18 protein-coding genes, 1 tRNA gene and 1 pseudogene are annotated in these 25,665 nt (G+C 57.9%); 12 read left to right on the top strand and 8 right to left on the bottom strand.

Annotated features, from left to right (window positions below):
• Nucleotides 1-1,137 (bottom strand): annotated as a pseudogene (locus VSX58_RS21340) (tyrosine-type recombinase/integrase); the annotation flags it as partial.
• A gap of 195 nt (nucleotides 1,138-1,332) precedes the next feature.
• Nucleotides 1,333-1,409, bottom strand: a tRNA-Arg gene (locus tag VSX58_RS21345).
• A gap of 597 nt (nucleotides 1,410-2,006) precedes the next feature.
• On the opposite strand from VSX58_RS21345, the gene VSX58_RS21350 reads away from it, so the two are divergent.
• A complete protein-coding gene (locus VSX58_RS21350; RefSeq protein WP_327619839.1) occupies nucleotides 2,007-4,445 on the top strand; it encodes a DUF3772 domain-containing protein in 2,439 nt (812 codons plus the stop codon).
• Between the two features lie 48 nt (nucleotides 4,446-4,493).
• On the opposite strand, the gene VSX58_RS21355 is transcribed toward VSX58_RS21350, so the two are convergent.
• Genes VSX58_RS21355 through dgcN form a run of 3 tightly spaced genes read right to left on the bottom strand, consistent with a single transcriptional unit; the run spans nucleotide 4,494 to nucleotide 7,373 of the window.
• A complete protein-coding gene (locus VSX58_RS21355) occupies nucleotides 4,494-5,354 on the bottom strand; it encodes a D-amino-acid transaminase (protein ID WP_327615676.1) in 861 nt (286 codons plus the stop codon).
• A 40-nt stretch (nucleotides 5,355-5,394) separates the two neighbouring features.
• Complete coding sequence (gene dgcA, locus VSX58_RS21360; protein ID WP_327619840.1) at nucleotides 5,395-6,375, bottom strand: N-acetyl-D-Glu racemase DgcA; 981 nt, start codon at nucleotides 6,373-6,375, stop codon at nucleotides 5,395-5,397.
• The gene (gene dgcN, locus VSX58_RS21365; RefSeq protein WP_327619841.1) at nucleotides 6,372-7,373 is read right to left on the bottom strand and encodes an N-acetyltransferase DgcN; all 1,002 of its coding nucleotides are present in this window, start codon (nucleotides 7,371-7,373) and stop codon (nucleotides 6,372-6,374) included. Before dgcN ends, dgcA begins: the two co-directional genes overlap by 4 nt.
• A 698-nt stretch (nucleotides 7,374-8,071) precedes the next feature.
• Between dgcN and alaC the strand changes: the two genes are divergently transcribed.
• From alaC to VSX58_RS21415, 10 genes are all read left to right on the top strand, one after another.
• The gene (gene alaC, locus VSX58_RS21370; RefSeq protein ID WP_327619842.1) at nucleotides 8,072-9,307 is read left to right on the top strand and encodes an alanine transaminase; all 1,236 of its coding nucleotides are present in this window, start codon (nucleotides 8,072-8,074) and stop codon (nucleotides 9,305-9,307) included.
• Between the two features lie 184 nt (nucleotides 9,308-9,491).
• Nucleotides 9,492-10,313 (top strand): prepilin peptidase, encoded by an 822-nt coding sequence (locus tag VSX58_RS21375; protein WP_327619843.1) that lies wholly within the window; start codon nucleotides 9,492-9,494, stop codon nucleotides 10,311-10,313.
• Between the two features lie 175 nt (nucleotides 10,314-10,488).
• Nucleotides 10,489-10,842, top strand: coding sequence for a hypothetical protein (locus VSX58_RS22605; RefSeq protein WP_327619844.1), 354 nt, complete (start codon nucleotides 10,489-10,491; stop codon nucleotides 10,840-10,842).
• A 96-nt stretch (nucleotides 10,843-10,938) separates the two neighbouring features.
• Complete coding sequence (locus VSX58_RS21385) at nucleotides 10,939-12,000, top strand: ABC transporter substrate-binding protein (RefSeq protein WP_327619845.1); 1,062 nt, start codon at nucleotides 10,939-10,941, stop codon at nucleotides 11,998-12,000.
• Nucleotides 11,997-13,016, top strand: a complete 1,020-nt coding sequence (locus tag VSX58_RS21390; protein ID WP_327619846.1) for a FecCD family ABC transporter permease — start codon at nucleotides 11,997-11,999, stop codon at nucleotides 13,014-13,016. Before VSX58_RS21385 ends, VSX58_RS21390 begins: the two co-directional genes overlap by 4 nt.
• Nucleotide 13,017: 1 nt before the next feature.
• Entirely contained in the window at nucleotides 13,018-13,785 is a 768-nt protein-coding gene (locus tag VSX58_RS21395; RefSeq protein WP_327619847.1) for an ABC transporter ATP-binding protein, read from the top strand.
• Nucleotides 13,782-14,516, top strand: coding sequence for a molybdate ABC transporter substrate-binding protein (locus tag VSX58_RS21400; RefSeq protein ID WP_327619848.1), 735 nt, complete (start codon nucleotides 13,782-13,784; stop codon nucleotides 14,514-14,516). Before VSX58_RS21395 ends, VSX58_RS21400 begins: the two co-directional genes overlap by 4 nt.
• Before the next feature lie 124 nt (nucleotides 14,517-14,640).
• Entirely contained in the window at nucleotides 14,641-16,023 is a 1,383-nt protein-coding gene (dbpA, locus tag VSX58_RS21405; protein WP_327619849.1) for an ATP-dependent RNA helicase DbpA, read from the top strand.
• Nucleotides 16,024-17,089: 1,066 nt separating this feature from the next.
• Nucleotides 17,090-19,303, top strand: coding sequence for a bifunctional diguanylate cyclase/phosphodiesterase (locus VSX58_RS21410; protein WP_327619850.1), 2,214 nt, complete (start codon nucleotides 17,090-17,092; stop codon nucleotides 19,301-19,303).
• Nucleotides 19,300-20,277, top strand: coding sequence for an amino acid ABC transporter substrate-binding protein (locus tag VSX58_RS21415; protein ID WP_327619851.1), 978 nt, complete (start codon nucleotides 19,300-19,302; stop codon nucleotides 20,275-20,277). Before VSX58_RS21410 ends, VSX58_RS21415 begins: the two co-directional genes overlap by 4 nt.
• Nucleotides 20,278-20,303: 26 nt before the next feature.
• Here the strand turns inward: VSX58_RS21415 and VSX58_RS21420 are convergent, their stop codons facing one another.
• The gene (locus VSX58_RS21420) at nucleotides 20,304-21,704 is read right to left on the bottom strand and encodes an aminotransferase-like domain-containing protein (RefSeq protein ID WP_327619852.1); all 1,401 of its coding nucleotides are present in this window, start codon (nucleotides 21,702-21,704) and stop codon (nucleotides 20,304-20,306) included.
• A 261-nt stretch (nucleotides 21,705-21,965) separates the two neighbouring features.
• Here VSX58_RS21420 and glyA point away from each other — a divergent pair, with 261 nt between their 5' ends.
• A complete protein-coding gene (glyA, locus tag VSX58_RS21425) occupies nucleotides 21,966-23,219 on the top strand; it encodes a serine hydroxymethyltransferase (RefSeq protein ID WP_327619853.1) in 1,254 nt (417 codons plus the stop codon).
• A gap of 268 nt (nucleotides 23,220-23,487) precedes the next feature.
• Here the strand turns inward: glyA and VSX58_RS21430 are convergent, their stop codons facing one another.
• Both VSX58_RS21430 and dalD read right to left on the bottom strand, forming a co-directional pair.
• Nucleotides 23,488-23,913 carry a SemiSWEET family sugar transporter gene (locus VSX58_RS21430; protein WP_327619854.1) on the bottom strand — a complete coding sequence of 142 codons (426 nt, stop codon included), beginning with the start codon at nucleotides 23,911-23,913 and terminating at the stop codon, nucleotides 23,488-23,490.
• A 1-nt stretch (nucleotide 23,914) separates the two neighbouring features.
• Entirely contained in the window at nucleotides 23,915-25,330 is a 1,416-nt protein-coding gene (gene dalD, locus VSX58_RS21435; protein ID WP_327619855.1) for a D-arabinitol 4-dehydrogenase, read from the bottom strand.
• Nucleotides 25,331-25,665 lie beyond the last annotated feature (335 nt).

Here is a 25,665-nt window from a genome sequence, read left to right on the forward strand (position 1 = left end):
AGTTTTTGTTGACCACTACATTCCAAATACTGAGCATGGTTGTACGTACCACGAATGGTGTTCTTATCCACATGAGCAAGCTGTAACTCGATCCAGGCGGTGTTATACCCTTGTTCGTGTAGTATGGTGCTCATGGTGTGGCGAAAGCCGTGGCCTGTCGCTTTCCCATGATATCCAATTCGTTTCAGTACTTGGTTGATGCTGGCTTCACTCATTGGTTTAGTGATGTCGTTACAGCCAGGGAAAACCAGGTTATAGCGTCCGGTAACCGCATAGAGCTGTTGCAGCGCATCAATCACTTGATCAGAGAGAGGAACGAGGTGAGGGCGGCGCATTTTCATGCGTTCTTTCGGCACTTCCCAGAGCTGTTTTTCAAAATCAAACTCTTTCCATTCTGCTTGTCGTAACTCGATAGTGCGAACGCCGGTCAGCATCAGGATGCGGGTTGCCAGTTGCGTGATTTTACTACCGGAGTAAGACGATAGGGCACGCAGGAAATCCGGTAATTCATCAGTCAGCAGGTGAGGGAAGTGTTCTGCTTTGGGCGGGGTTAACGCGCTGGCGAGTTCCGAGACCGGATTGTTTTCCGCTCTGCCGGTGACGATGGCGTAGCGAAATACCTGACTACAGGCCTGTCGGATCTTGCGTAGTTTATCGAGCACGCCGCGTTTTTCCCGTTTGCGTAGTGTGGTCAGCATTTCCAGCGGTTTGATCTCGGCGACAGGACGTTTACCGATATCAGGGAAGATATCGTTTTCAAACGCTTCCATCAGATCGTCAGCGTAGCCTTTAGACCAGTTAGGTCGTTTGTATTCATGCCACTCCAGTGCGACGGCCTTGAAGTTGTTTTCAATACCGGTTTGACGAGCCTGTTTTTCCAGCTTTTTTTGTTCACCGGGATCGATGCCATTGGCGATCTGCTTTCTGGCCTCATCCTTGCGCTGACGGGCCTCGGATAATGTGACTTGAGGATAAACGCCCAGTGCCAGCATGCGCTGTTTACCATCAAAGCGATATTGCAGACGCCAGTACTTTGAACCGTTAGGATGCCATTAAATGCATTCCTTCCCCATCAGTGAGTTTGTAGGGTTTATCTGTGGGTTTTGAACTTCTCACCTTTACATCGGTAAGCGCCATATACTGCCCTCCGTTGCTGGTTGTTGGTATAAGAATTTATTGAACGGGCTTGTACCATCAGATGTACCAACAAAGATTACTTGATGTACATTGATGTTGATAGAGTTCAGTTGAGTGAAAATAGCCGAATTAAGGCTAATTAGCTGAATTTTAGGCACAAAAAAAGACGTCGGTTGACGTCTGTTTACTTCGAAATGGTACGCCCTACAGGATTCGAACCTGTGACCTACGGCTTAGAAGGCCGTTGCTCTATCCAGCTGAGCTAAGGGCGCATACGGGCGGGGTTGCTGCGTAATGCGGTTTGGATTATACGGAGCGAACGGGTTGAGTCAATCGCTTTTCTGCTTGTTGCTCAGATGGTAAGCAAAAGCAGAGCGTTCAGTGGTTTGCCGGCGGTAATGAGCGCCGTCGACGCCGCTCGGAGGTACGCCGCTTTTTACTCCTTTCCGCGTGAGCCAAGCGGCCGCCTTGCTGTTCAACGGCGTTAATCGCCAGAAGAAAGCGGAGGGGACGCGCGTATCGGGGGGCGTGTCTTGACGGTTAGGTTACAGGGCCAGACGCGGCGCTATCGGGGCGAAATTCATCTTTATCTGCTGCTTTGATTCGATAATTCTTTGTAAGTTATACCCGTCATACTTCAAGTTGCATGCGCGTTGGCTTTGTTACTCGCCTCGGTGGGGTCGGCGCAAGCGCCGTGCAAAAACGCTGCGCCGTTTTTGTCCCGCAACTCGAATTATTTAGGGTATATATCGGCGCATCTTGGTTAGAATATGCCACTGATGCACTGCCGGTAAAACTTAACCTGCGTGGCGAATTGCGGCTGTTTTGAAAATCCGCTATTCCCGTTGAACTTGGGAACCTTTCAATTTATGCGTACTTTGTTATCTGCATTACTGCGTATTGTTTTGTTGGTGATATTCATTTTTCCCGTTGGATATGTGGCGGCGGCGGATCCGGACCCGCAGCCGTCGCAGTCCGATGCGCCGGCGAAAATCAATATTGACGCCGAGATGACAAAGCTGCAAAAAGAGCTGGACGGCATCAAGCAGCAGGTGTCCGGCGCTAACAGCGACAGTAAGTTCGGCGCGTTGAACGACGCCTCGCAACAGTTGGTCAGCCGGGCGGACGATCTGTCCGCGGCGGTGGCGCCGCTCCGGGCGCAGCTACAGGCTCAGTTGGATGTGTTGGGGCCGGCGCCTGAGCCTGGTTCCAACATTAATGAAACCAATGAAGTCACGCGTAAACGTAATAGTCTGAACGCGCAGAAGTCGAAGATGGATGCGCAGATTGAGCAAATCCAGACGTTGCGCGCCGGGGCGTCCAATCTTTCCGCGCAGATTATTACGCTGCGGCGCAATGCGCTGAAAACGCAGCTGGCGTTAAATTCAGGCAGTATTTTGGGCGCGCGCTTTTGGTCGCCGATCGTCACGCCGCAGGCGGAAGACTGGCGGCGGCTCGGCGTTTTCCAGTCGCAGTTAGGCGATGCGTTTATGACCGCCTGGGAGCCCGAGTGGCGCTATGGTTCGGTCTTTTTTCTGCTGATTGTCGTCGCGCTGGTGACCGCCGGTCGTCGCTATATGGAGAAGTATTTGGCCTGGGCCGGTATCCATCTGTTGCCGGAAGGGCGCCTGAGGCGCAGTTTTCTGGCGACGGCCAGCGTGATCTCCACCGTGCTGACCATCGGTATCGCCGCGAATTTACTGGATTATACCTTTACCCGTCACGGCCAGGCGGTTGAACGGGTGCAGGCGTATCTGGATACGCTGACGCAGCTCTCTGTTTTTTGTTCGATGATTGCCGGTCTGGGGCGCGCTTTTCTCTCGAATCAGCGGCCCTCCTGGCGGCTTCCGGCGATCGCCAACCCGGTCGCCAAGGCGATGAACGCTTTTCCGGCGATCGCCGCGCTGCTGATTTTGCTGTTCGGCATTATTGAACAGGTGACGGCCACGGTGGGGACATCCGTGGCGGCCACCGTTATGGTGAATGGGTTATCCGCGCTATGTCTGGCGCTGACGGTGGGCGTCATCGCGCTGAGAAGCGATCAGGTGCGCCGGCAGATGGTGCGCGACGGAGCGCAGCCGGAAGCGCGCTCCACGCTGGCCGGCATTGTTCATTTGGCGGTATTGGCGACCGCGTTCGCCGTTTTGGTTTCTTTGGTGGTCGGTTACATCTCGCTGGCGCGTTTTCTGACCTATGAGCTGGTGTGGATCGGCATGGTGATGTCCTGCCTCTATTTGTTTTCGACCTTTATCGTCGATATCTGCGAAAGCATCTTTTCGCCCAACAACGCCAGCGGACGGCGTATCAAGAATTCGCTCAATCTTGACGATCGGCATCTGGCGCAGGCCACGGCGCTGTTCTCCGCCTGCGGCAAGGTTTTGCTGATTCTGATGGCCGCGGTCGCCTTGCTGAATGGGACTTTCGGCACCACGACGCCGCTGGAGCTGGTGCAAAAAGCCGTTGAAATATGGGGAGGCAAAGGGCTGGAAACGTTGAGCATCGTGCCTGCCCATTTGGTGAACGCGCTACTTTTTCTGGCTATCGGGGTGTATGTGCTGCGCTCGTCAAAGCGCTGGCTGGAGCATGAGTTTCTTCCCAAAACCATGCTGGATCGCGGTATCCGCGCGTCGCTGGTGACGTTGTTCAGCAATATCGGTTATATCCTGATTATCCTGCTGACGCTGGCGACGCTGGGGATCCAGTGGAACAAACTGGCCTGGATTGTCAGCGCCCTGTCGGTGGGCATCGGTTTCGGTTTGCAGGAGATCGTAAAAAACTTTATCTCCGGCTTGATTCTGCTGACCGAACGCCCGGTGAAGGTGGGCGATCTGGTGAATATCAGCGGGGTGGAAGGGGATATCCGGCGCATTAACGTGCGGGCGACGGAGATCCAGCTGAGCGACCGTTCCACGGTGATCGTGCCTAACTCGCAGTTTATCTCGCAGAATGTGCGCAATATCACCATGGGGAACGCGCTCGGGGTGGCGACGCTGGCGCTGACCTTCCCGCTTGATATCGATCCCGAGGAGGTCAGGAGCATTCTGCTGGACGCTTACACCGAGCATGAGTCGATTCTGGAGGCGCCGGCGCCGTCCGTTAGCTTCAGCCAGCTCACGCCGACGGGGATGGTGCTGAGCGTGACGGGCTATGTCAACAGTCCGCGCCTGGTGGCGGGGGCGAAAAGCGATCTGCTGTTTGATATTATCCGGCGCCTGCGGGCGTCGGCGATTCCCCTGGCGGTGCCGCAGAGGATGGTGCTGGAAAACCCCGACGCCGGGGCGTCCGAGCGTATTGAAGAAAAATCCTGACGTTTGCGTCGATAGCGGGCGGCGGCGGCCGCCCGTTTATGACGCGACTTATTTCACCTGTTGCCGCACCATTTCGATATAAATTTCTCTCAGGCGGCGGGTTACCGGGCCGGGCTTGCCGTCGCCGATGGGCTTGCCGTCAAGCGAGACCACCGGTAAAACGAATGTCGTTGCCGAACTGATAAAGATCTCGCTGGCGTGATAGGCTTCTTCCGGGGTGAAGAGCCGCTCTTCCAGTTTGATTTGCGCGTCCGCGGCCAGCTTCAGCAGCGACTGACGGGTGATGCCGTGCAAAATGTCGTTGCTCAACGGGCGGGTCACCACGGTTTTATCGTGCAGGACGATATAGCAGTTGCAAGAGCTGCCTTCGGTGACGAAGCCGTTTTCCACCATAAAGGCGTCATCGGCGTGCCGGGTATGGGCGTACTCTTTCGCCAGGCAGGCGGCCAGCAGGCTGACCGTTTTGATATCCCGGCGGTGCCAGCGGATATCGGGGCAGGTGACGACATGCAGACCGCTATCCGCTTTCGGGTTTTCCAGAACGGCGCGCGCCTGGGTGAACAGCACCAGCGTCGGTTTTACCTCGGCGGAAGGGAAATGGAAATCGCGATCGCCGGCGTTGCCGCGGCTTAACTGCAGATAAATCGCGCCCTCTTGCAGCGCGTTTTTTTCAATCAGAGCCTGATGGATCGCTTTCAGTTCGGCCGGCGTGACGGGCAGCGTAAGCGACAATTCGCGGCAGGAGCGCTGCAGACGCGTCACATGGCCGTCAAACTCGGCCAATTTGCCGTTCACTACCGCCGTCACTTCATATACGGCGTCGGCGAAGAGAAAACCGCGGTCAAAGACCGAAACCCTGGCTTCGCTCTCCGGCACATATTGCCCATCAACATAAACAAGACGTTGCATTACAACACTCCTCAATAGTTTTAATGCAGCTTAACGCATTTTAGCCCCACAGCGCCGCTTGCGGCGCGTGTACCAGGCTACCGTCGTAACGCAATCCGTCGCTTCGGTCGCGTTGTAATAACAGGGGGCCGTCCAGATCGACAACCTGCGCGCCCTGCGCCACGATAAAGGCCGGCGCCATCGACAGCGAGGTGCTGACCATACAGCCGACCATAATGCGCATTCCCCGCTCCAACGCGCTGGCCCGCAGGCGAAGAGCTTCGGTCAGACCGCCGGTTTTGTCCAGCTTGATGTTGATCATGTCGTAGCATCCGGCGATTGCCGCCAGCGAATGGCTGTCATGGCAGGATTCGTCGGCGCATATCGGAATTGGGCGAGGCAGTTCGGCCAACACGCCGTCTTTCCCGGCGGGAAGCGGCTGTTCGATCATCGCGACGCCCAGGGTGGCCAGCTTGGGCACCAGTTTCAGGTAGAGATCGGCATCCCATCCTTCATTGGCATCGACGATCAGCCGCGCGTTCGGCGCGCCTTTGCGCACGGCGGCCACTCTGGCCAAATCGTCTTTGTCCGCCAGCTTCAGCTTGAGCAGCGGGCGAGCGGCGTTTTGCCGCGCCGCCTGCTGCATGCGCTCCGGCGTATCCAGCGACAGCGTGTAGGCCGTTTCCAGAACCTCGGGCGCCGGCAGGGACAGGCGCTGCCAGATGCGCTGGCTATGCTGTTTGCACTCCAGATCCCAGAAGGCGCAGTCGAGCGCGTTGCGCGCCGCGCCCGCCGGGAGCCGGCTTTGCAGCCGTTGGCGATCCAGACCGTGGCGCAGATCGTCGCCCAGCGCGGCGATCTGCGCCATCACGCTGTCAATGGATTCGCCATAGCGCGCGTAGGGAACGCACTCGCCATAGCCGGTGACGTCGCCGCAACGCAGTGCGGCCACCACCACGTCGGCCTGGCTTTTGCTGCCGCGCGAAATGGTGAATGTGTTCTGCAGCGGCCAGCTTTGTCGGGAGAGTTCGAGATCGATCATAGCGCGGCCAACTGGTCAACGATGCGTCCTACCCCCTGGCGGAACGGATCCACGACGGGCAGGCCGAATTTTTTCTCCAGGTCGGCCATCAGTTGCAGTGCCTCCGCTTCGCTGAGCGCCGCCGTATTGACGGAGATGCCGACAAAACGCGCGTTAGGGTTGGTTAAGTGCGCGGCCGATAAATTCAAGGCCATGCAATCGGCGATATCGGGAATCGGATAGTCGACGCCGCGCATGGTTTTGCGGGTAGGTTCATGACAGAGCACCAGCGCGTCCGGCTGCGCGCCGTGAATAATGCCGATGGTCACGCCGGCGAAAGAGGGGTGGAACAGCGAACCCTGACCTTCGATGACGTCCCAGTGATCTTCATCATTCGCGGGAGCGAGGGTTTCGACCGCGCCGGCGATAAAGTCGGACACCACGGCATCGATGCTGACGCCCGAGCCGCTAATTAGGATCCCGGTTTGACCGGTGGCCCGGAAGGTGGCTTTGCCGCCGCGGGATAAGATCTCTTTTTCGATTGCCAGCGCGGTGTACATTTTGCCGCAGGAGCAGTCGGTGCCGACGGGCAGCAGGCGTTTACCCGCGCGTTTACGTCCGCTGGCGACTGGGAAAGTTTGCGACGGATGGCGAACGTCGAACAGCGAACGGCCCAGTTTGGCGGCCAGTTCGCGCAGCTCCGGCACGTCGGCCAGACGGTTGTGCAGACCGGCGGCCAGATCCATTCCGCTTTTCAGCGCTTCGCTCAATACGGCGATCCACTGCGGCGAAATAATCCCGCCGCGGTTGGCGACGCCGATGACTAACGTCTGCGCGCCGGCCGCGCGGGCGGCCGCGATATCCATATCGGGCAAATCGCAGTCGGCGTGGCAGCCCTCCATACGGTATTGGCCGACACAATATTCCGGGTGCCACTGTTTAATCCCGATAGCGACTTTTGCCGCTAACCGGTCGTGGGCGTCACCAAGGAATAATAAATAGGGCTTTTTAATATCCATTATTCATCCTCATAAGTACGAGAGCGTAAGTCATTAATTAAGTGGTTAGGTAAAGGTTATTGGGTATAAACATAATCTTTCATTCGATAATAACCGTAGCGATATAATTGTCAATAACGGCGGTTACTAAGTTATAACGTCTGATTTTTTGGTGTTTACATGGGGTTGATTTCATCTTTTTGCTGATTTTGTAAAATTAAATTCTGTAATTCCCTTTTATTTATAAATGTCGCGGTTTTTTATAAAATTACAGCGGCGTTGTTTGAATGAAATATTTTATGATATTGATTTTATTGTACTTTATTTTTTATCTCAATGCGTAATTCGCTCTATTTTGGTGAGTTGACTCATTATGGTGCCCCAAGATAATGCATTCGGTTTTTTGTTTTTTATTTGTTAATTGAAAAGCATGAAACATATGGTTTTCAATATTACGATTTCTAATATCAGCGGTGGAAAATAATAAAGAGATTAATACCGTTGGCCGTTGGCGCCATAAATAAAAATGATGTCATGTTCGGCTCGCCACCCGTTTCGGCTGCGCCGCTATCCCGCCGTCCGGCGATCGCGCGGGGTAAAAATTTATGCCATGCCGTATCGACAGATTATCAAATCTGGGATAGCTTGAACGACGGGTTCGAGATCGAACCCCAACGTCGCTCGGACGGTCCGGGCGCTCACGTTACTTCGAGGATGTTATGGCTGATTCCACTTTTTCGCGCCACTTCACGCGCATCGATCGTCTTCCCCCCTACGTATTCAATATTACCTCCGAGTTGAAAATGGCCGCCCGCCACCGCGGCGAGGATATTATCGACTTCAGTATGGGCAATCCGGATGGCCCGACGCCGCCGCATATCGTAGAAAAACTCTGTACGGTCGCTCAGCGCGAGGATACGCACGGCTACTCAACCTCCAGGGGAATCCCCCGCCTGCGCCGGGCGATTTCGCGCTGGTATGCCGACCGCTACCAGGTGGAGATCGATCCGGAAAGCGAGGCGATCGTGACCATCGGCTCCAAAGAGGGGCTGGCGCATTTGATGCTGGCGACGCTGGATCACGGCGACACCGTGCTGGTGCCGAACCCAAGCTATCCGATTCACATTTATGGCGCGGTCATCGCCGGGGCTCAGGTGCGCTCGGTGCCGCTGGTCGAAGGGGTGGACTTTTTCAACGAACTGGAACGGGCGATCCGCGAAAGTATCCCTAAACCGAAAATGATGATCCTGGGTTTCCCGTCCAACCCGACGGCGCAGTGCGTCGAGCTGGATTTTTTCGAACGGGTGGTGGCGTTGGCGAAGCAATACGGCGTGCTGGTGGTTCACGATTTGGCCTATGCCGATATCGTTTACGACGGCTGGAAAGCGCCGTCGATTATGCAGGTGCCCGGAGCCAAAGACATTGCGGTCGAGTTTTTCACGCTGTCGAAAAGCTACAATATGGCCGGCTGGCGCATCGGGTTCATGGTGGGAAACAAGGAGCTGGTCAGCGCGCTGGCGCGTATCAAGAGCTACCACGATTACGGCACTTTTACGCCGCTTCAGGTCGCGGCGATTGCGGCGCTGGAAGGCGACCAGCAGTGCGTGCTGGATATCGCGGAGCAGTATCGCCAGCGGCGCAATGTGCTGGTGCGCGGTTTGCACGAGGCGGGCTGGATGGTGGATGAGCCGAAGGCCTCAATGTACGTCTGGGCGAAAATTCCGCAGGCCTATGCGCACCTGGGCTCGCTGGAGTTCGCCAAGCGTCTGCTGGCCGATGCGAAAGTCTGCGTATCGCCGGGGATTGGCTTCGGCGATTACGGCGACACGCACGTGCGTTTCGCGCTGATTGAAAACCAGGATCGCATTCGTCAGGCGGTGCGCGGTATTAAAGCGATGTTCCGCGCCGACGGCGTCCTGCCCTCGTCAAAATCGTCCTCCGCCAAGGCGTCATAAGTTCGGGCCGTCTCCCCGGCCGTCGGCCGGGGTTATCCTTTCAAGCGTTTTTCCTCTTCTCACCACGATAATTGCATCGCGCCGCGCACTTCGCGCACGGCGTCGGCTAAATCCGTTGGCGCCCGATACCGACTATGCGAGCATACTCTTTACCTTATGCCTGTATTGATTACCGGAGCCTGGCATGGAGTGGCTGAGTGCGTTTGCTGAAAGGTCGAATGAAGGGTGGTTGGGCCTATTGGCGCTGCTCGGTCTTGTGGTCGGCAGTTTTCTGAATGTGGTGATTTTTCGCCTGCCTATCATGTTGGCGCGCCGCTGGCGGAATGAGGCGGCGATGCCGGCGTTCGAAGATCGGGCGATGTTCAATCTGTGGTGGCCGCTTTCCTCCTGTCCGCATTGCGCGCGGCCGATTGCCATAAAAGACAACATTCCCGTTTTAAGCTGGCTATGGCTGCGCGGCCGCTCGCGCTGCTGCCGACAACCGATCTCCCGGCAATATCCGCTGATTGAATCGCTTACGATGCTGGCGTTTTTGGGCGCGGGCGCGCTGTGGCCGCCGGGCACGGCGCTGTGGGGGGCGCTGATCCTGTGGTCTTTTCTGCTGGCTTTGTCCGCCATTGATATCAACACGCGGCTGTTGCCGGACTGTCTGACCCTGCCGCTGCTGTGGCTGGGGCTGCTGTTTAACCTGTCCGCCGCCTTCGCGCCGCTGGAGGACGCCGTTATCGGGGCGGTAGCCGGCTACCTGTCGCTTTGGCTGCTCTATTGGTTATTCAGATTGCTGAGCGGAAAAGAGGCGCTGGGGTACGGCGATTTTAAACTGCTGGCGGCGCTGGGAGGATGGCTGGGGTGGCGCGCGCTGCCCGAACTGGTGCTGATCGCGGCGCTGAGCGGACTGGTCGTGACGTTATTGTGGCGGACTATGCGGCGCGAAGGCGTCGCGCGGCCGCTGGCGTTTGGTCCGTGGCTGGCGCTGGGGGCGCTGGCGCTGATGTCGCTGCGCTGAAACGACGGCGTAAAGAAGGCGGCCACCGCGATGCCGCTAATGAAAAACGGGCTGAGAGACGCTGCTCTCAACCCGTTTACGACGCCTGAATCGGCCGATTGGTTATTTTTCGCACGGCTTTCGCCTATTGCCGCATCGAGGTCCTTGCCGCCGTCTTATTTATCCCTGTCAGGCAATGATGGGTTATTCCAACATCAGCATAAAGGCGCTCATCCAAACAACCAGGCAGAATGAGATGCCCATAAAAAAGTACTTCACCGCTATATTCTCCAGAAGAAAACACGCCAGCAACGATCCCGATTGTGCGTTTTATTATGAAAGGAAAACATTGCGCCGCTGCCTTGCGCCGCCGGACAAATATTTTCCCGTTGTCATCACCAGGGCTCACACCAGTTATGACGGGATCGGCGCACAATCTACGCTGAGTGAGGGGCATAATTCAAGTGGGCTCAGGCACTATATTTGCCGAAATAGCATTAAAAAGCGTGGCGCGCGCCAATCGGCGTACGGCAAAGCGGCGCGGCGATAAATTATCTTCCGCTTATTATTATGAGTGAGATCAGTATGTTCCTGACAACTATCGTTGTATCATCAAATACACAACGAATGACAGGAACCGAAGAGAATGAAGAAATACCGCTATGCGCCGTGGCTGGCGGCGCTGCTTTTCGTCTTTTCCGACGCGATGGCCGCCCGCCAGGTAACCGACCAACTGGGGCGCAATGTGACCATTCCCGACCAGGTTAGCCGGGTGGTGGTGTTGCAGCACCAAACGCTGAACCTGCTGGTGCAGCTGGATGCGCAGGATAGCGTGGTGGGCGTGCTTTCCAACTGGAAGAAGCAGCTGGGGAAGGGCTATCTGCGGCTGGCTCCGCGTTTGGCCGATTTGCCGATGCCGGGCGATCTGACGCAGGTGAATATCGAAAGCCTGCTGGCGTTGTCGCCCCAGGTAGTGTTTGTCGCCAATTACGCCCCGCCGGAAATGATCGCGCAAATCGAGCGTAGCGGCATTCCGGTCATTGCCATCTCCCTGCGTCAGGATCGGCCGGGGGAGGCCGATAAAATAAACCCGGCGATGGACGATGAGGATACGGCCTATAACGAGGGGCTGAAAACCGGCATCCGGCTGATTGGCGATGTCGTCGATCGTCGCGCGCAGGCGGAGGATCTTATTCGCTATACTTTCGCCCAGCGCCAGCGGGTGAGCGAGCGCCTGAAGGATATTCAGCCGGAAAAACGTATCCGCGTCTACATGGCCAATCCGGATTTGACGACCTATGGATCGGGAAAATATACCGGTTTGATGATGTCCCATGCCGGGGCGTTCAATGTGGCGGCGTCATCGATCAAAGGCTTCAAACAGGTTTCGATCGAAAACGTGCTGGCCTGGGACCCCCAGGTGATTTTCGTTCAGGATCGCTATCCCGACGTCGTCGGGCAAATTATCGGCGATCCAGCCTGGCAGGCCGTTGATGCGGTGAAAAATCATCGGGTCTACCTGATGCCGGAATACGCAAAGGCCTGGGGATATCCGATGCCGGAGGCGTTGGCCATTGGCGAGCTGTGGATGGCGAAAAAGCTCTACCCGCAGCGTTTTGGCGATGTGGATATGCGGCAGGCGGCGAACGACTATTACCAGCGTTTCTACCGTACCGACTATCGACCGCATCCTGACGCGGCGCAATGAGCTACCGCGCTTACCGCCTCACTCTGTGGCTGACGATCGGCGCCACGTTGGCGATAGTGGTTTTATCTCTGGGGATCGGCCGCTTTAGCCTGACTCCGTGGCGTATCGTCAGGATCCTGATGGAGCCGCTGGCCGACCCCAAGACGATGATTAGCGATGTCGAGCGGCAGGTGGTGTGGAGCGTGCGGCTGCCCAGAGTGCTGCTGGCGTGGTGCGCCGGCGGCGCCCTGGCGCTGAGCGGCGCGGCGTTGCAGGGCGTTTTCCGTAATCCGCTGGTCGATCCGCACATCATCGGCGTCTCCGCCGGCGCGGCCTTTGGCGGCACGTTGGCCATTCTGATGGGCTGGGCTCCGCTGCTGTTGCTGCTCTCCACGTTCGCGTTCGGCATGCTGGCGCTGCTGCTGGTTTTTGCGATAGCCGCGGCGTTGGGCCAGCGCAACGTGCTGATCCTGATTCTGGCCGGGGTGATTCTGAGCGGCTTTTTCGGCGCGCTGGTCAGCCTGATGCAGTTTATGGCCGACACCGAGGAGAAGCTGCCCAGCATCGTGTTCTGGTTGCTTGGCAGTTTCGCCACCGCCCACTGGCATAAACTGTGGATGATGGCCGTACCGCTGCTGGTGGCCGGCGGTTTGCTGCTGCGGCTGCGCTGGCGCATTAACGTGCTGTCGATGGGCGAACAGGATGCCGGGACGCTGGGGGTGGCGGCGCTGCCGTTACGCTGGCTGATATTGAGCCTATGCGCGGCGATTGTCGCGGCGCAGGTCGCCGTCAGCGGCAGCATCGGCTGGATCGGTCTGGTGATCCCGCATGTCGCCCGTATGCTGGTCGGGGCCGACCACCGGCGTTTGCTGCCGACGGCATTCTGGCTGGGGGGCGGTTTTATGGTGCTGGTGGACGATCTGGCGCGGAATCTCGGCGCGGCGGAAATTCCGTTAGGCATTATTACCGCGCTGTTAGGCGCGCCGCTCTTTGCATGGCTGCTGTATCGAACGCAGCGTAACGAGATGAGTCGCTAGTATGTCCCAGATTAGGTTATCCGCCGAGGCGCTGGTCTACGGCTACTCGCCGGGGAAAGGGCTGTCTGAGCCTCTCGATATCTGTTGCCGCGCGGGTGAGATTACCGCCGTTCTGGGCGTCAACGGACGGGGGAAAACCACGTTGATCCATACGCTGCTGGGCCGACTGCCTCCTTTGTCCGGACAGATCCGGCGTCATGGCCGCATCGGGTTCGTGCCCCAGCTGTTCACTCCGCCTTTTTCCTATAGCGTATTGGATATGGTGCTGATGGGCCGCGCCGCGCACGTCGGTCTGTTCTCTATGCCGTCCGCACGGGATGTGGCGATCGCCGAAGAAGCGCTGGCGACGCTGGGCATCTCCGCGCTGGCGGAGAAGGCGTTCGGCCGGCTGTCGGGCGGGCAGCGGCAGCTGGCGCTGATTGCCAGGGCGCTGGCTTCTCAGTGTCATACCCTGATTCTGGATGAACCGATGGCCGCGCTCGATCTGAAAAATCAGGCGGTGGTGTTACGCCTGTTGAAACACCTGGCGACGGCGCGGGGGCTGAGTATTCTTTTGACGACGCACGATCCCGCGCACGCCTTGACGATCGCGCAACAGGCGCTGCTGCTGATGGCGGAGCGGCAATATCTTTACGGCCGCTGCGACGCGGTATTAAACGAGGAGAATTTGTCGCGGCTTTACGGCATCGCGGTAAAGCAGGCGACGGTTGCCGCGCTGCGGCCTTACCGTACGCTGGTGCCGATTTTTACGCCTTCGGAGGAGCCATGAACCGGCCTTTACGTCTTTACGCCGCGGGCAGCCTGCGGCGCGCGTTCACCCCGCTGCTGGCGGAATTCGGCGAACGGTATGCCGTAACGGTAGAGCCCACCTTCGGGCCGGCGGGACTGCTGTGCGACCGCCTGATTAACGGGGCCGAAGCCGACGTTTTCGCGTCGGCGAATCGCGCCCATCCGCAGCGTCTGAAAACGTTAGGGCTGGCGGAAAATACCGCCGCGTTCGCCCTCAATGGCTTATGCGTCGTTATGCGCAATATTCCGGCCCTGACCTCGCAGCCGTGGCTATCGGCGCTGCTCGATCCGCGTTTTACGCTGTCCACTTCCACGCCCGGCTGCGATCCGGGCGGCGATTACGCGTTCCAGCTGTTCGATAAGATTGAAAGTCTGCACCGCGGCTGGGGCCAACGGCTGCGAGAGAAGGCGAAGCCGCTGGTCGGCGGCGCGATGACGCACAGCATCCCGGCCGGGATGACCGCCGGAAGCTATCTGATCCGCTCGGGGCAAAGCGATATGCACATCGGTTACGCCAGCTATTTACCGCTGCTGACCCGTCAGCCGGACCTGAGCGTGGTGCCGATACCCGAGCCTTATGCGGTCAAGGCCGAGTATATGCTGGCGACGCTTAGGCCGGAGCGCCGTGAAGCCCGGCAGCTGGCGGACGCGATTTTGTCGCCCTCCGGCCAGCGGTTTTTGCGCGAAAACGGCTTCTCCTCGATATTTTAGCCTTCCGGCGTCAGGTAAATCGGGCAATAGCGTTCTTCTCTGTTATCATTGGCGCCAACCGCGCGTCGGTTCATTGAACCGGCGCCGCCTTCCATATGTCGTCTTTGGCAATAGAGTAATCACTGTGAGCACAACCGCTTTTTCTTCCCTCGCGCTGCCGGCCGAGCAGCTGTCCAACCTGAACGAACTGGGCTATACCGCCATGACGCCGGTGCAGGCGGCGACGCTGCCCGCCATTCTAGACGGCGCCGATGTTCGCGCCAAAGCCAAAACCGGCAGCGGTAAAACGGCCGCGTTCGGCATCGGTCTGCTCAATCGCATTGCGGCCGGCGAGTTTACCACCCAGGCGCTGGTGCTGTGTCCGACGCGCGAGCTGGCCGATCAGGTGAGCAAAGAGCTACGCCGTCTGGCCCGCTTTACGCAGAATATCAAGATCCTGACCCTGTGCGGCGGCCAGCCGATGGGGCATCAGATCGATTCGCTGGTCCATGCGCCGCATATTGTCGTCGGCACGCCGGGACGCATTCAGGATCACCTGCGCAGGTCGTCGTTAGCGCTGGACTCGCTGAAGGTGCTGGTGCTGGATGAGGCCGATCGGATGCTGGATATGGGATTCACCGAAGCGATTGACGAGGTGATCGGCTATGCGCCGGCGCAGCGTCAGACGCTGCTGTTTTCCGCCACCTATCCGGAGGAGATCGAGCGGATCAGCGCGCGGGTACAGCGCCGGCCGTTAAATATCGACGTCGCCGATGACGGCGCCGAGCCGGCGATCGCGCAGCGTTTTTATGAGACCAGCAGGGAGCGGCGCCTTCCGTTGCTGATCGCCCTGTTAGGCCGCTACCAGCCGGCGTCCTGCGTGGTGTTTTGCAACACGAAACGGGATTGCCAAAGCGTTTTCGACGCGCTGGATACGCGCGGCGTCAGCGTGCTGGCGCTGCACGGCGACCTGGAACAGCGCGATCGCGATCGGGTGTTGGTACGCTTCGCCAATCATAGCTGCCGCGTTCTGGTGGCGACGGATGTGGCGGCCAGGGGGCTGGATATTAAAGATCTGGCCCTGGTGGTGAATTTTGAGCTGGCTTTCGATCCTGAAGTGCATATTCACCGTATCGGCCGCACCGGCCGCGCAGGCATGGAAGGGCTTGCCGTCAGCCTCTGTACGCCGCAGGAAATGAGCCGGGCGCATCTGATCGAGGATTATCTGGGCATGCGCATTGACTGGGCGCCGGCGGCGGAGGTCGGTTCGGACGACGCGGCGGCGCTGGAGCCGGAGATGATGACCCTGTGCATTGACGGCGGCCGCAAAGCCAAAATTCGCCCGGGGGATATTCTCGGCGCGTTAACGGGCGAGGCGGGGTTAACGGCGGAGGAGGTCGGGAAAATTGATATGTTCCCGCTGCACGCCTATGTCGCTATCCGTAAAGCCAGTGCGAAACGGGCGCTGAAGCGGCTACAGCAGGGAAAAATCAAAGGCAAGAGCTGCAAGGTCATCCTGCTGAAGTAAGCGCTCGGCAAATAGCGTTCGGGACGCGCGCGTCCCGAACGGGCTTTCGGCGGCGTCTGTGTGGGGGGGAACGCCGGTGGAGAAAAGGCCGAGCGGATGGTTAAAGCGCGTCTGCGACGCGGCGATGGGAAAAGAGAAGGGGACGAAGAATACGGATACGAATCCCATGCCGTTATGGTAGGCTGGGGATTAAACGCGAATAATAGTTCATTCACTCGCCGCCTGAGCGCAATTCGAATTATTGCGACCAGATATTATTTAAATTCAGCCCGGCGTTGTAAATATATACCCTAAATAATGCGCATCGCGGGACAAAAACGCCAACGCGTTTTTGCACAGCGCTTGCACCGCCTCCCGAAGGGGCGAGGCCATCAGGCTGAATAACGCGGCAAGAGAAGGACAATTCGTCAGGAACGAATTTGACCAGCCGACGGCTGGCCTGTGGCGAGAGACAGAATGTGTCTCATTTAATCCCGATGAGTTTACACAAGTCAGTGATTCGGGTTACTGATAAATCTGCCGGGAGCAGATTTGAACGCCGCTGGCGGCGGCGCCAACGGGCGTAATAAAGCCAATGCACAGGCAACTTGAAGTATGACGGGTATATTAACTGTCGCTTTAACATCGGCGATTTACTTTTTGTCATAACCATGACTTTTTTTCTGCCGGCGCGTTGTGGATCTTTATTTCGATAATATATACCTTAAATAATTCGAGACGCGCTAAGCGCATGACGCATGCGCGGGGAGCGATTTCAAGCGGCCGGCGGCTTTCTTGCGGCGTCTCTCCGTTTAGCCGGTCAAACGGTTTGCGGATGCGGCGTTGAATACGGCTTATCGCCAGCGCGCGCTGGTGAAATTGAACGGATCCGCTAAGCGGTGTAAATAATGTGTTCGCCTAAAAGAAGAATATAAAAATAGCTCTTTAGCCTATCAATAATAGATAAAATAATAGATAAAACTGTCCCTGACTTTTCTTCTTTGCGCACATGCTCTTTTTATTTCTTTAGCAGCAATATATTTCACTGTTAACTATATAATTTGTAACGGATGAAGAGTTTTGGCTGATGATATCCCGGACCAGAGTAACTGAGGAATTAAGCGAAGAAATATCGAGTGAAGAAAGCGCCGCGCTCCCTTGTCGCCGGCAGCGTTGGCACCGTTCTATTTTAGGACGCGTCACGCTATTTCTGCTTATCGGCATTATTGTTTCCTATGGCGTCGGGGCGGCGGCGGGCTGGTTTCTGGTCGATAAAAGCTCGCAGGAACAGTGGCGGCGCCAGGCCGACATCAACGCTCACATCATGAGCTATATCGTTCGCAGCATATATACGTCGGCGATCGCCCCTATGGATGAGGCCGGGCAGGTTAAGAGTATCGTAACGGATCATTTTTTCGGCGATGACGAATCTATTCTGCAAACGGGGTTTAATCCGGTAGACGTGCTTTCTCTGGCGGCGATGCAGACTAATAACCGCGTTTGGCTGTTCCGCTATCGTGAGAAAGAGGGGTTTGTCAACGTCGCGCATACGGACGGCGGCGCAGGAGGTCAGGTTCTGCAACTGGAGAAGGGTAGGCCGTTAATCCCCGAGGCGTTGACGACGACGTTCGCCGGTTTCGTCTGTATCGACGGCAAAACCTATTTCGCCAGCGTTCTCCCTATTTTGGCGCCGTCGGGAAAATTGCTGGGCGCGCTGGTGAGCAGCGTCGGCGAGAAGCAGGGGCTTTACCGTATTCATCATACCCTGCTGCGCAACTCGCTTATCGGGCTATGGATGGTATTGATGGCGATGGGGCTGATTATCAGCCTGTTTATGCGGCAATTTTTTTACTCGGTGCCGGCTCTGATTCAGGCTTTGACGCGCATTGCCCACGGCGATACCGCCAACGTCACGCCGCTGCTGCAAAGGGACGATGAGATCGGCCACCTGGCGTTTGCCATCGAAAAACTGCGGCAGGCGATGGTGGAATGGGAACATCTACAGCAAATCAAAGACACCGCGCAGAAAATGGAGTATATGGCTCATCACGACCAGCTGACCGGCCTGCCCAACCGGACTTTTTTCAACGGCGCGCTGGAAAGCGCCATCGTCCGCCTGCAGTCGAAAAATGCGCATTTTAATCTGATGCTGCTCGATCTCGACTATTTCAAGAGCGTCAATGATACCTACGGCCATCCGGTGGGGGATGCGCTGCTGATTAGCGTCAGCGAACGGATATCCCTGTCGGTCGGCGGCGAGGATGTCGTCGCCCGGCTGGGGGGCGACGAGTTTGCGCTGATCCAGCTGGTGAAGGAAAAACCGATACAGGAGGCGCGACGGCTGGCGGAGCGGATAATTTCAGCCATCTCCGCGCCTTTTTACTGCCAGGGGCACGAGTTTTGCGTGGGGATCAGCATCGGGATCGCCAGCGCGCCGCTGCATGGCGAGACATCGCAGAGCCTGATGAAACATGCGGACGTGGCGCTGTATGCGTCGAAAAGCGCCGGCCGGAATAGCTATCACTATTTTGAATACGGCATGACGATGCCGAGCCTGGCACAGAACGCCAGGGAGCTGGATATCGAGGGCGCCCTGTCCCGCAAGGAGTTCGAGCTTTATTATCAGCCGCTGATACGCCTGACGGACAATGCCGTTATCGGCTACGAAGCACTGGTTCGCTGGCGTCATGATTGCCGGGAATTGCTGATGCCGGATGTGTTTATCGCGCTGGCGGAGAGAACCGGGCTGATTATCAAGTTGGGGGAGTGGATTATCCAGCAGGCCTGTCGTGACGCCGTGGCGCGCTTTTCCGCGCGCCAGTGCGTTTCGGTGAATATATCGGGGATTCAGATTCACCATCCCGGATTTGCGGATATCCTGGCCCGCGCGCTGGAGGAGAGCGGGCTGCCGGCGTCACGTATCGCGCTGGAGATAACCGAATCCATTTTGCTGGATCGCCAGGGCGCGCTGCCCGTGTTGCAACAGATACGGTCGATGGGCGTGGCGATAGCGCTGGACGATTTCGGCACCGGCTATTCATCGCTCGATTGCCTGTCCGATTTCCCGTTTACCCGGGTCAAGCTGGATAAGGGGCTGGTCGCCGGTATGGAAGAGCATGAGTCGAAACGCGTGATTGTGCGCAGCATTATGGGGCTGGTTAAGCAGCTGGGAATGGAGTGCGTCGCCGAAGGCGTGGAAACCGATCGGCAGCTGACGCTGTTGCGCCACAGCGGGTGTGAATTCGCTCAGGGGAACCGAATCGGCGCAGCGCGGCCGGTAACGGCAATCGCGGCTGAATGATGCGATACTCGCGGCGCGGCGCGGCGGCGGTGAATGCATATGCGCGCACGGTCTGTCGTCTGGCCTTCGGCATGTTCGCCGGGGGGCGCCGTAAAGCGGCGCTGGCGGTCGTGATGCTGCTGCTATTGCCGCCGCCGGTCGCCGCCGTGCCGATGGACGATACGCTGACGCGAATCGCCCGGACCAAAACGATAAAAATAGGCCACCGTCTGGACGAGCCGCCCTTTTCCTATCAGGTCGACGGGCAAGTTATCGGCTATTCGGTCGATCTCTGTCTGCGCGTCGTGGAAGGGATAAAAAGGTATCTGCGGCAGGATAAGATACGGATTGTGTTTGTCCCGGTGACCACGGCGACGCGTTTCGCCCAGATACGTAATCACGGGATCGATCTGGAATGCGCCGCGACGACCAATAATCGCGAGAGGCGGAAAATGGCCGCATTTTCCTATCCTCACTTCGTCGCCTCGACGCGCTTTGTGGCGCTGAAGCGCTCCGGCATCAGGCGCATCGGTGATTTGGCCGGGCGCAGCGTTTCGGCGAGCAGCGGTACGATCAATCTCGATCAGCTGAATGCGGCGAATATGCGCCTGAAGCTCAACGTCGTCGTGGTGCTGAAAAAAACCAATCAAGAGGCTTTTGATCTGGTGGCGAACGGCGGCGTATCGTCCTTTGTGATGGACGATATTCTGCTGGCGGGGCTGGTGGCCACTTCTCCCGCGCCGTCCGATTTCGTGCTGTCGGAAGATTATTTAAGCCGGCCCGAACCCTACGGCATCCTGATGCCGCCCGGCGCTCCGATCTTCCAGACGGTCGTGAACCAGGAACTGCGCGCTATCTTCACCGGCGGGGAGATCGGCGCCATTTACGGTAAATGGTTTCTTTCCCCCATTCCGCCGCACGGCGTTAATCTGCGCTTCCCTATGCCGCAGGCCCTGAAGGCGCTGCTGGCGCAGCCGCAGGACTACCTTGATTAACGGCGCCGCGGATGGCTCTGGCGCGGTTAAGCCGCCCGGCACCATTGGGCCAGATGCTGCAATGCCCGGTCGACCTCTTCATTCCAGCCGAATCCGGCGTTGAGCCGCAAGCAGTGATCGTAGCGCCGATCGGTTGAGAAAAGGTAGCCGGGCGCGATGCCGATGCCCTGTTCGCGCGCTTTGATAAACAGCTCATGGGCAGGTATGCAGCCCGGCGGCAGTTCGACCCACAGCACATATCCCCCCAGGGGTTTCGAAACCCGCGTTCCCGGCGGAAAGTGCGTTAACACGGCGTTGCGCAACTGCGTGATTTGACGCGCCAGCTCGCGCCGCAGCCGGCGCAGGTGGGCGTCGTAGCCCCCGGTCTTCAGAAACTCCGCGACGGCTGTTTGCGGCAGCAGGGTGGTTCCCATGGTGGAGGTATACTTCAGCGACGCTATTTTTCGATTCCACTTTCCGCCGCTCAGCCAGCCGAGCCGGATCCCCGGCGCTACGGTTTTGGAAAAACCGCTGCACAGTATGACGTTGGGGCTGAAAGCGCGCAGCGGGAAAGGGCGCGCGGCGCCGAATGCGGTATCCCCGAAGGTGTCATCCTCGATAATGGCGATGTCGTGTTCATCCGCCAGCCGGGCGAGATAGGCTTTTCTCTCGTCGGAGATAATGCCGCCGACCGGGTTGTTGACGTTGGCGAGCGCGACCCAGGCGGCGACCACCCGCTGGCTGAAGAGGGCGGCCAACTGCCTGACATCGGTTGTGCCGCTGTCGTCCTGCTCCACTTCCACCACCCGCAGCCCCAGATTATGCAGCATTTGCAGCAGCACAAAATAGCAGGGCGAGTCCACCGCCACGCTGTCGCCGGGTTTGGTCACGGCCCGCAGCGCCAGCGATAGCGCTTCGAGGCAGCCGTTGGTGACGATGATCTGGTCGGCCTTCAGGCTGCAGCCGTAGTCCAGCGCCCGGCGAGCGATCTCCGCCTGCAGCGGCGGATAGCCCGTTCCCTTGACCGAGTTGCCCAGCAGCTGCGGCTGACGGTAGCTGAATTGACGCATCAGCAGGCCGATCTTGCGGATGGGGTAGAGGCTGCTGTCGCCGTTGGCCAGATCCAGCCGCACGCGGCAATTGCTGCCGACCATCGCCAGATGCAATTCGGTTTGCGGATCCAGCGGGGTAATGGTCACCGGGCGCAGCGGCGCGAGCGGCGCATTATCGGGAAGGATGGCGTAAAAACCGGATTGGGGCCGGGCCTGGGCGTAGTGTTCATCCTCAAGGGTGCGCAGCGCCTTTAGCGTCGTCGTGACGCTCGCGCCGTACTGCGCCGCCAGCTTTCTGACCGAGGGGAGCCGTTGGCCCGGCGCTAAGGTTCCGTCGACAATCGCCCGTTTGATCTTTTCGGCTATCCGCCGGTAGCGGCACCTCTGCTCTTCCATCTGTTCCGCCTTATATCGCGCCCAACTGTTCATATCGCCGGGCAAGCTTTAAATGTACATTTTTTTCTACGCCAACGGCGAAAAAAGATGATGCAATCATCTAAATATCAATTAATTAAAAATATACCATGGCCGATCGTTTAAGCATCGAGATACACGGGGCGGCCACCGGGGTGAAGCGTCCCCACGGGAACTTTCCCCTGTGTTTCCCCTAAAAACCGGCTTAAGTGACCCGCATTCGGCTATGGGTAATGAATTTTAATGGAAAAACGCATGGAACTTTCAACTATCGATCCGGATATCGCGCCTTTGCTGGCCCGTGAGCTGGCAAGGCAGGAAAATAATATAGAGCTTATCGCATCGGAGAACTACGTGAGTCCCGCCGTGCTGGCGGCGCAGGGGTCGGTGCTGACCAATAAGTACGCGGAAGGCTATCCCGGCCGGCGTTATTACGGCGGCTGCCACGTCGTCGATGAAGTGGAAACGCTGGCGATTGCGCGCGCCAGGTCGCTGTTTAATGCCGAATACGCCAATGTTCAGCCTCACTCCGGCTCTCAGGCCAACCAGGCGGTGTTTCTCACGGTATTGCAGCCCGGCGATACCATCCTCGGCATGGCCCTGTCCGATGGCGGTCATCTGACCCACGGCGCCGGCGTGAATTTTTCCGGTCGGATGTATCGCGCCTTGTCCTACGGGCTGGATCCCCACAGCGAAGAAATTGATTATCAGGCGGTGGAACGACTGGCGAAAGAGGCGCGGCCAAAACTGATCATCGCCGGCGCGTCCGCCTATTCGCGCGCTATCGATTTCGCCCGCTTCCGCCGTATCTGCGACGAGATAGGCGCTTATTTAATGGTGGATATGGCCCATTACGCCGGGCTGGTGGCCGCGGGGGTTTATCCCTCTCCGGTGGGGATCGCAGATTTCGTCACCTCGACGACCCATAAAACGCTGCGCGGCCCGCGCGGAGGGCTGATTCTGGCTAAAAAAGAGTTCGGCGCGGCGCTGGATAAAACCCTGTTCCCCCTCTATCAGGGCGGACCGCTGATGCACATTATCGCCGCCAAGGCGGTCGCTTTTCGTGAGGCGGCGACGGACGGCTTTCAACGCTATCAGCGGCAGGTTATTGATAACGCCCGCGCTATGGCTCAGGTTCTTGACCGGCGCGGGGTGCGCATCGTTTCCGGCGGTACGGACTGCCATATGTTTTTGGTCGATCTGCGCAGCAAAGGCATCAGCGGCAAAGAGGCGGAAGCGCTGCTGGAACGGGCGCATATCACGCTGAATAAAAACGCCGTCCCCGGCGACACCCAGAAGGCGAGCGTGACCAGCGGCATTCGCATCGGCACCCCGGCGATTACCACACGGGGATTCGGCGAACGGGAGTCGCGCCTGCTGGCGGAGTTGATCGCCGATCTGCTCGACGCTCCGCGGGACGAAGCCGTTCAGACGCGCGTCCGCGACGCGGCGCTGGCGCTGTGCGCCCAATTCCCGGTCTATGGCGCGCCGCGTTAAAAAACAGCGGGAGCGTTTTTCAACGTCGCTTGCGGCGGCCAACTAACCCTCCGCCCGTATGCGGCGGGTTATGGCATCCATAAGTTAGCCGGTTCGCGCCCTTTCCGGCGAAAAACGGCGGCTTAGCTTATTAATACCGATCGTTTAAGCATCGAGATACACGGGGCGACCACCGGGGTGAGGCGTCCCTACGGGAACCTCCCCCGGTGTTTCCCCTAAAAATCGGCTTAAGTGACCCGCATTCGGCTTAGCTTATGGCGGTATTGATTTATACGTGTTTGCTTTTCAGAACGCCTGCGGTGGACAGCTGGTTCCGCGATGACGGCGATAGAGGCGCGGTTTTTACCTTGCGGCGTTTACGGGGTTTGATTTCACGTTCGTTATAGATTTTTAACCCAATCACCAACAGCGCCAGCAGCGTGGTGATGCCGTTCGCCGTCATGACCGGCGCGTCCTGTACTTTAAAACCGTAAGCGGTCCAGCAGGAGACGCCGAAGAACAGCGCGGCGTACATACCCAATGAAATACCGGTGGTGTCTTTGTTGCGAATGATATGCACCACCTGTAAAAAGAAAGAGCCGGTGGTAACCCATGCCGCCAGCGTGCCCAGCGCAATCGGCCAGTGGTAAAGCGCCAGTATCGACAATGCGGCGGCGACCAATGTCCCCGCCATAATCAGTAAATGTTTTTTCATCTCATTTCCCCTTAGGTAACGCATCAAGGATGTTCTGAACCTCGTCAACGGCCGTGCGTAAATGGTCGATGAAGCCCTCCTGACGACGAACCATGCCGAATAGCGCGGACCGATCGGCAAACGCCGCCAGCGGATCGTCCGCCGTGAAAATCGCATCCGCATCTATGCTGTCGATCGCCCGATCTTCATAGCTGAACGGTAGCCCGTTGTTGTGGCGCCGCCGCAGAAAGAGAAAAAATAGCGCGGGTAAACGCAACGTTGCCCGCGGCGTTTTGCCCTGGCGGTAACAATCCTTCAGGGTCGGAACGATAAAGCCGTGCAGCTTGGCGATGCTATCGGACGATACGCGCGCCACGGTATCGCGCACCCAGCGGTTGCCGAAACGGGCGAGCACGTTATCGCATTCGGCCGGCAAATCGAGAACGACGCCGCGCTGTTGCAGGGCAAAGCCGACGTCTTGCAGGACGTAATCGCGGATCCAGTCCGTCACCTGTTGCGGCAGGCTTTCATCGATATAGCGTTTGCCCAGCAGGGCGCCGGCCCAGGCGATGCCGCTGTGGCTGGCGTTGAGCAGGCGAATTTTGGCCTCTTCGACCGGCGTCACGTCGTCGACCCACTCGACGCCGACCCGCTCCAGCGCGGGGCGCCGGCCGGCAAAGCGGTCTTCAATCACCCAGCGGGCGAAACTTTCGCAGGACAGCGGCGCGGCGTCGCCGGTGATTCCCTGCTGTTCCAGACGCTCATAAAGCGCATCGTCAAACTTCGGGGTGATGCGATCGACCATACTGTTCGGCGCGGCGGCGTACTTTTCCATCCAGTCAATCAGGTCGGAACGCCGTTTGGCCGTCAGAAACTCCCGCATGCCCTGGGAGAAACTATCGCCGTTTTGGCTCAGGTTATCGCAGCAGAGTAGCGTAACCGCCCCGCTTTGTTGCCGCTGGCGCGCGCTTAGGATCAGCGTCAGTGCGCCGTATAAAGTATTTATTTCACCTTCATCGTGAAGGTCGGCCTTGATGGCGGGGTGAGAGCGATCGAGATGACCATCGTCATCCAGAAAATATCCGCCTTCGGTAACGGTGAAAGAAATAATTTCAGTGTCTGGGGCGGCCCCCACGGCGACGGTTGAAGCGAGACGGCTGTCCCATAGCAGGATGCGATCCACCGCGTCAATGGTTTCATAGCGGCGTTCTCCCTGCGGAGAGATCGTTTCCAGCGTGTAGCGGCCGTTCTGGGATTTGAGCTGTTGCAGCGTTTTTTGCGTGGAACTGTTGCGGATGTTGGATAGCGCCATATGCCAATGGTTGTCGCCCTGTTGTCGCAACCGATTGAGATACCAGGCTTGATGTGCCCGGAAAAATGCCCCTGCGCCAAGGTGCAGCCAAGTTGAAGTGTTTTTTGTCGATGTCGATATAGGCAAACCTTATCCTTACTCCATTGGAGATTATTTATCCATTGTTAAGGTTAACATCTTTTTTTGTATAATAAAAATTGCATGTTTATTAATTGGTTATATCCGAATAGACGTTTTTTGAACACTGTTTGCCCGCGATATAACCCCGCGCGGCCATAACGGCGCGCATGGGAATCCGCGAGGTTTCCGTCTATGATGATTTCGGGCGGCGGCTTCTTATTGGCGATACCCTAATTAATTCGATTTGCAGAATAAAAACGCCAAACGCGTTTTTTTGAACCGCCTCTGCGGCGCCCCCGCAGAGGGAGTAACCAAGCCGGCGCGCATGCGGCTCGACGCAT

It is taken from the genome of Brenneria populi (assembly GCF_036016195.1).
GTDB lineage: Bacteria > Pseudomonadota > Gammaproteobacteria > Enterobacterales > Enterobacteriaceae > Brenneria > Brenneria populi.